We start from the raw sequence: 7,479 nt of genomic DNA, 5'->3' as shown, positions 1-7,479 counted from the left end.
GGCGGGTATCAAGGCGCGTCACTACATATTCTGGCGGGAGGGAGTGTGACGATTCCAGGGGGAGTTGTGATTTTATCCCCTGACCCAGTTAATGGTATTGTTGAGAACATTACTTTGTCCGATGGCACGACTGTATTAATTGATGGAAAAGCCAAACCAACGTTAGATATCCGGGCGGGGACAACAGCGTTTGATATCCCAGATATTCAGGGTATCCCAGTGACGGGAATTATTGTTCCGCCTTTACCCAATCCCTTGGGAATTCCCACAAGTGCCGATATTACGATTGGCGGTATTTTTGTTGATGCACCGGATGGCGTTGTCTTTGTCAGCAATCAATACCAACCAAATTTATCCTTAAGAGGTGGAGAAATTACGATTAATGGTGTTTCGGGAGTCGCGATAAGTCCGAATCCAGTTAATCCGGCGGCGACTATCGGTGCAATCACGATTGACTCCAGAGAGGGTATTACACTTAATGGCACAGTGAATGCGAGCTCTCTAATGGGGAAGGGTGGCGATATTACTCTGATGGGGGAGGGAGATATCCTTACCTCTGATATCTTCTCCATTGGTGCAGTGGGCGGAAGGATTAAATTAAGTAGTCAAGGTGCGATCGCGTGGGATAATCATCTCATTGGTAGTGCGAGTATCAGTCCGATTCCTGCGCCCAATCTCCAAGGCGGTGATATCCAAATCCAGGGGAATTCAGTCTCCTTAACCAATGGCGCACGAGTGATTGCTGGAACCTTAGGGGCAATCCCAGCCGGAAATGTCACCGTACAAGCCACAGAATCCGTTGAAGCCAGTGGTGTGACGATGGGGGGTGCGGTGGATAATCCCCTGTTAAACGCCATTCCTGGGGTAAGGGATTTTCTCGCCACCATCCCCAGTAGCGGTTTCTATTCGATTACAGCCGGAGATGGTGCAGCGGGAGATATCATCATTGAAACACAGCAATTGAACTTGCGATCGGGCGCACAGGTATCAACGTCCACATTTGGCAGGGGTCAAGGGGGCAATTTAACCGTAAAAGTCTCCGATACAGTGAAACTGACGGGTGTCTTAAATGGAAACATTGGGGGTTTGTTTACCGAAGCAAGTAGTTCTGGAGATGCAGGAACCCTAACCATTGAAACCGGACGATTGATGATTCAAGAAGGGGCAAATATATCCGGAACAACGTTTGCTCAAGGGAGAGGAGGAGATTTAGAGATAAATGCCTCTGAGTCAGTGGAGGTGATTGGGATATCGTTGGTTGAGGGTGTTCCTAGTCTTTTAGGCTCTGCAACTCTAGGTACTGGTAATGCGGGAAACTTAACGATTAATACCCGCCGCTTGATTATCCGGGATGGCGGATTTGTTGAGAGTGGCACGGCGGGTGCTGGTGAAGGTGGGGATTTAACCGTAAATGCGTCTGAATCAGTAGAAGTGATTGGCAAATCTCCCGTTAATATAATTCCCAGCACCTTAGGTACTGATACCATCAATACATTAATCAATCCCACAGGTGGAGGAAAGGCGGGAAATCTGACCATTAATACGGGGCGATTAATTATCCAAGATGGGGGATTTGTCACCGCTTCATCGGTTGGTGATGGGCAAGGGGGAAATTTATTCGTCAATGCGGCTGAATCGGTAGAATTAAGCGGGACATCTGCCGATGGGTTTCCCAGTGGATTATATGTCCAGGGATTTGGTACAGGAAATGCGGGGAATTTGCAGGTGAATACGAATCAATTGATAGTCCGGGATAGGGCAAGAATTACAGCCGCAACCGGAACAGCAGCCAATGACTTACGTCTGAGTGATTCCACGTTAGGATTTGGGGTGTTGCAAGGTCTGATTCTGCCAAATCAAGCCACAGGAAATGCTGGGGAAATGCAGATTACAGCCAACTCGATTAACCTAGATAACCAAGGTTCTTTGATTGCCAGTACCGTATCCGGTGAAGGCGGGAATATGACCTTAAAGGTAGAGGATTTAATCCAAATGCGCCGCAATAGCTTGATTTCGGCAGAAGCATTTGGCGGTGAGGGGAATGGGGGGAATATTACTATCGACACCGAATTCATTGTGGCGGTGGAAGACGAAAATAGCGACATAGTTGCCGATGCCTTTGGCGGTGATGGCGGTAATATCAATATCACCGCGCAAAATATTTTTGGGTTAGAATTTCGTCCCCAACGCACACCAAAAAGTGATATTACTGCCAGTTCTCAATTTGGGTTAGACGGTAATGTGGTGCTGAATACCCCTGATGTTGATCCCAGTCGGGATTTAAATCAATTACCCACTCAACCCATAGATGTGCAGGGATTAGTGGGTCAAGTTTGTCAAGCCGATGCTGGACTAAATCAAAGTAGTTTTGTCGTCACCGGGCGCGGCGGTTTACCCCCTAAACCCAATGAATTGCTACGGGGGGAAGCGGTATTTGCCGATTGGATTTCCTTAGAGTCACCAGGACGCGATAACAATAATAATACGGCAACTCTCCCCGATAAACCTTCTCAACCGCCCACGATTGTGGAAGCCACTGGATGGATTAGAGATGCTCAAGGTAATGTTATCCTCACGGCTGAGGCGACTAAGGTGACAATTGAGAGTCGCCAAGTCAATCCTCCTATGTGCGAGTAAATATATCTTTGAATGCAACTTGGTATTAAACAAGACTCCAAGGGATAGAAGGAAAAATTAGCCAAGTTTAAAAGGGAATGATTTCATCGGATTCGGTATTAGACGGACATGATATAAGGGCACGGCATTGTCGTGCCCCGACGACGCAATCTTGTTGGGATGAAATAGTATGAGAAATAAATGGCATCTGCCTGTTCGTAGTAAGCGCTTTAGCGCTCTAGTTCGTAGTCAGCGCTTTAGCGCCAATCAATGGGGTATCTCATGGTTACTATTAGGAATCCTCACCGCCATTTTATGTATAGTCATTTCCCCTGTATCAGCAACAGGAATAGGACAACCCGAACGACAAAAAACAGCCGCAATCGAGACAACAACCGTTAATCCTTCCCCCGCAGATTGGGTAAAACAAGGCAGAAGCTTTTACGAAACAGGACAATATACCAATGCTGTAGAACTTCTCCAAAAAGCTGCCCAAGCTTATCAAACCCAAGGCGAAACAATTAAGCAAGCCACAGTCCTGAGTAATCTCTCCTTAGCCTATCAGCAACTTGGATTATGGTCCGAGGCAAACGACGCCATTTCCCAGAGTTTAACCCTGCTGCAAACTCAATCAAACCGCGAGGTTTCTACCCATCACCTAAACGTATTAGCCCAAAGCCTCAATATTCAGGGGCGTTTACAACTGAATCAGGGACAAGCGGAACAAGCCTTAGCCACCTGGGAGCAAGCTACCGCCCTGTACAATCAGTTAGGGGATAAAACAGGTAAAATAAAAAGCCAAATTAACCAGGCGCAAGGGATGCAAGTCTTAGGAATGCATCGACGGGCATTAGCCTTACTCAAGCAAATCAGACAAACCCTCGACAATCAACCCGATTCACTCACCAAAGCCATCGGCTTGCGATCGCTCGGTGAGGTGTTACAATTCGTAAACGACTTGCCTCAAGCCCGTCAAGTCTTAGCAGAAAGTTTACAAATTGCCCGCCAGTTACAATCCCCCCCCGATATTAGCGCCGCCCTGCTGAGCCTTGCCAATACCGCCCGTCAACAGCAGCAAATTGAAGCCGCCCTCGATTTCTATCAACAAGCGATAACCCAAGCCCCTTCTCCCCTTATCGAATTAGGGGCAAAACTCAATCAACTCAGCTTACTTATCGAAACCGGAAATCGCCAACAAGCGCAAACCTTAATCCCCCAAATCCAAAGCCAACTCAACCGCTTACCCATTTCAGAGCAAGGGATTACATTTCAGATTAACTTTGGCGAAAGTCTAATCAAATTAGCAACATCTGTAGAGACGCGCCATGGCGCGTCTCGCCATGGCGCGTCTCTACACCCAGACATCGCCCAAATCCTCACCACCGCTATCCTGCAGGCGGAAACCCTGGGAAGTCAACGCCTCCAAGCCTATGCATTGGGAACTCTGGGACATCTGTACGAACAAACCAATCAACTCCAACAAGCCCAAGATTTAACCCAACAAGCCTTAATTAAAACCCAAGCCATTGAAGCCTGGGATAGTCTGTATCCTTGGCAATGGCAATTAGGGCGCTTACTCAAACAGCAGGGCGATACCCAAGGGGCAATTGCGGCGTACCAAGGGGCGGTGGATACCCTTCAATCCCTGCGTAGTGATTTAGTCGCCGTTAATTCTAATGTTCAGTATTCCTTTCGGGAACAGGTTGAACCCATCTACCGACAGTTAGTCGAACTGCTACTACCCGAAGATGATACCCAAACCAGTCCAGAACGACTCGAACAAGCCCGTCATGTGATTGAATTACTCCAAGTCGCGGAATTGGATAACTTCTTTCAAGCCGATTGTATCACTGCCAAGCCTGTAAAAATTGATACGATTGACCAACAAGCAGCCGTACTTTACCCGATTATCCTCTCCAATCGCTTGGAAACAATTGTCCATTTGCCCAATCAACCCTTGCGCCGATATACCACCTTCGTGTCCCAAACTGAATTACAAAGCACATTAGAGGATTTACGTCAAGCCTTACCTCAGCGGACCAGCTTAAGATTTCTCCCCCTCGCCCGAAAAGTCTATGACTGGATCATTCAACCCGTCGCCGCTGATTTAGCCACAAGTGAGGTAAAAACCTTAGTCTTTGTGTTGAATGGTACCCTGCGGAATATCCCCATGGGGGCGCTCCACGACGGTGATCAATACTTACTGCAAAAGTATGCGATCGCGCTGACTCCTGGGTTAGAGTTGTTAGAGTCCACACCCCTTACCGAACAACAGCTTGAAGTTTTAACCGCGGGACTCTCCGAATCCCGCCAAGACTTTTCCGCCCTTCCTAATGTCAAAACTGAACTCCAGCAAATTCAATCGTTGATGCCAGGGAAATCGTTACTCAATCAGGAGTTTACCAAATCCACGTTAAAAGATGCGATCGCGAATGTCTCATTTCCCGTCGTTCACCTCGCCACCCACGGTCAATTTAGTTCAGAGGCTGAGGGAACCTTTATTATTACCTGGGATGATCGGCTAAATGTGAATGAATTGAGCTCTTTACTCAAAACTACAGATCTGCGTCAAACCAATCCCATTGAATTACTCGTACTTAGTGCGTGCGAAACCGCCAAAGGCGATGATCGAGCCGCGTTAGGATTAGCGGGTGTCGCCGTGAGAGCCGGCGCTCGCAGTACCATCGCGACGTTATGGTTAGTGGATGATCAGACGACAGCGGATCTGATGGTGAAATTTTACCAGGTACTCACCCAGGATAAAGTGAGTAAAGCTGAAGCCCTGCGTCGCGCTCAACTCTTGATTTTACAAGATCCAAAATATCGCAAACATCCCTATTTCTGGACGCCTTTTGTGTTAGTTGGAAATTGGGTTTAACTCAGACGCGACTAAACTATAGCAATCGCCATAGCGGTTAGGACGCATCTTATGGTAGTGGACTGACCCAGCTAAAATTGTGCAACAGATTGATGGTTACAGCGCTTTGCGCTGTAATAAAGTACAGTAAATAAAAGTCCCCCTTTTTAAGGGGGATGCGAGGGGGATCGACAATGTACCGCTTAGCAGAGCAAACTGCTGTAAATTGGGCGCACGCCGTGCGCCCCTACAATTCTAATCCACCATTTTAGGTGGATCACGCCAGTAGAGACTCCTCCGGCGGAGGAGTCTGGAACAACAGGAAAGGAAAGTATAAACCCGCCCCGACCTTAAGGGAATTTTGATATTATGTCTGTCTAAACACTAAATCCGTCTTGCAGCACAGTATACCAATTCCAGTAACTATCATTCTCTGCCCCAAAACCGTAGGGGCGCATGGCATGCGCCCGATTCAATGGTAAGATATATTCCACAATTTTAGCTGTGTCACGCCAGTAGTAAGGGATACCAGCGTTTATAGCGAAGACAGCGTAACTACAAACTTTATGCAAACAACTCATCAACGGCTATGCTAAACCCGGTTAGAACAACCTGCGTACTCACCACATCACCGGAACGAAATGCTAACGTCTGACTCTGAGTGATCACCAAAATCCAACGAGTCTCAGGAAACACTAACCAAACTTCTTGACAACCTGACTCTAAATACTCCGTCGCCTTGGCAAATAAGTCCTCGGCTGTATCCGTGGGTGAGGCAATTTCGGCAATCAGAGGGGGGCTTTGGGGTAATACAGCCACATCTCCATACTGATCTAACAATTGGGATGTCAAATAAGAAAGATCTGGACGACGCCCCTGACGCAATGTGCGACAAGGAAGTTCTACGAGTGGTTCACCGCCTTGTCCCGACTCGCTGATGTAATTTCTCCAGTAACCATCCAACCTCGATTGAATTCGACTATGTTTTATCGTCATTCCCGTTGTCTCAATCAATTGTCCATCCACCCACTCTGTATGATCGGGAGGATTAGCCATAAAGTCATCTAGAGAAATATTATCAGTTACATTCGCTGCTATGACCATCACTATATCCTCAACTATCTAGGTTTGATATGATAACAAATAACCGATTAGCTTGATTTTGAACTATCGTTATTAAAATCAACAGATTGCATGGGTAAGCAAATTAAATTATCCCCGTAGGTGCTAATCAGTCCCTTTTTACGTAACCTTCCCATTAAGCGAGTCACAGTTACACGAGTTGAACCAATCGCACTGCTAATTTGGGCGTGAGTTAAAGGAAATGGCAGACAATAGCCATCGGGTGTGGGTTCGCCAAATTCTTCAATCATCAGAGTAAGTAATCCGAAAAGGCGATCAATAGTTTTGCGTTGTCCCAAGGTACTCAACCATAGGAGTTTACGCTGATGTTGATAGCGGAACGCATTCAACACCTCACGCCGGAAGTGGGGCCAATTGTCTAGATCATGCCAATACATCCAGAGGACTGAGGTTTGCTCAACATGGGAGTAGGCGGACAGGGTAAAGGGTGATTGTGCCACAATTTCAAAAGGCTGACCTGCACCGACAAATCCTAAAAAGGCTTCTTGTGGGATGTGGGACAATGATTTATCTGTGGAGTGACTTGTGCTGATTTGAGTTGTGCCCACTAGACGTACCGCCCCTCGCTGAACTAGATACAGCAATCCCGAACGAGTCGGAATTAGCTCATCTTTGCTAAACGTTCGATTGCGGTAGTGTTCTTGCGCCCAATCCAGAATACGTTGCCAGGTTAAGAACGAGCGAGATGCTTCTGATGTGGAGGGTGGTAAATTCATAGCTCCTTGACAATCCCCGCCCTATAAGTGCGGGGATTCTTAGTTCCGCGACACACCTTACAATTATCTATCCTTGCGGCAATACTTAAACCAAACACCCGTAGAAAACTACCAAGTATTGAGCCTAATTTAGATAACTCCAGAGGG

At 47.1% G+C, this 7,479-nt stretch carries 4 protein-coding genes; 2 read left to right on the top strand and 2 right to left on the bottom strand.

Annotated features, from left to right (window positions below; all coding sequences use genetic code 11):
• Together RIM23_RS20800 and RIM23_RS20795 are read left to right on the top strand one after the other, a co-directional pair.
• A partial coding sequence (locus RIM23_RS20800) for a beta strand repeat-containing protein (protein ID WP_446368997.1) occupies window positions 1-2,637 on the top strand: 2,637 nt, incomplete at its 5' end.
• Window positions 2,638-2,806: 169 nt separating this feature from the next.
• Window positions 2,807-5,494: a CHAT domain-containing protein gene (locus RIM23_RS20795; protein WP_446368996.1), complete on the top strand. Its 2,688-nt coding sequence runs from the start codon at window positions 2,807-2,809 to the stop codon at window positions 5,492-5,494.
• 543 nt (window positions 5,495-6,037) lie between these two features.
• Here RIM23_RS20795 and RIM23_RS20790 read toward each other — a convergent pair.
• Entirely contained in the window at window positions 6,038-6,577 is a 540-nt protein-coding gene (locus RIM23_RS20790; protein WP_446368995.1) for a Uma2 family endonuclease, read from the bottom strand.
• A 47-nt stretch (window positions 6,578-6,624) separates the two neighbouring features.
• Complete coding sequence (locus RIM23_RS20785; protein WP_446368994.1) at window positions 6,625-7,332, bottom strand: Crp/Fnr family transcriptional regulator; 708 nt, start codon at window positions 7,330-7,332, stop codon at window positions 6,625-6,627.
• Window positions 7,333-7,479 lie beyond the last annotated feature (147 nt).

Source organism: Coleofasciculus sp. G3-WIS-01, assembly GCF_040223135.1.
Lineage (GTDB): Bacteria > Cyanobacteriota > Cyanobacteriia > Cyanobacteriales > Coleofasciculaceae > Coleofasciculus.
Note: the sequence above shows the minus strand (reverse complement) of the source record. Positions and strands in the feature narration are given on the sequence as shown.

Coding starts and splice junctions, on each gene's coding strand:
- RIM23_RS20790 (WP_446368995.1), bottom strand. CDS start 6,577: ATGGTCATAGCAGCGAATGTAACTGATAATATTTCTCTAGATGACTTT.
- RIM23_RS20795 (WP_446368996.1), top strand. CDS start 2,807: ATGAGAAATAAATGGCATCTGCCTGTTCGTAGTAAGCGCTTTAGCGCT.
- RIM23_RS20785 (WP_446368994.1), bottom strand. CDS start 7,332: ATGAATTTACCACCCTCCACATCAGAAGCATCTCGCTCGTTCTTAACC.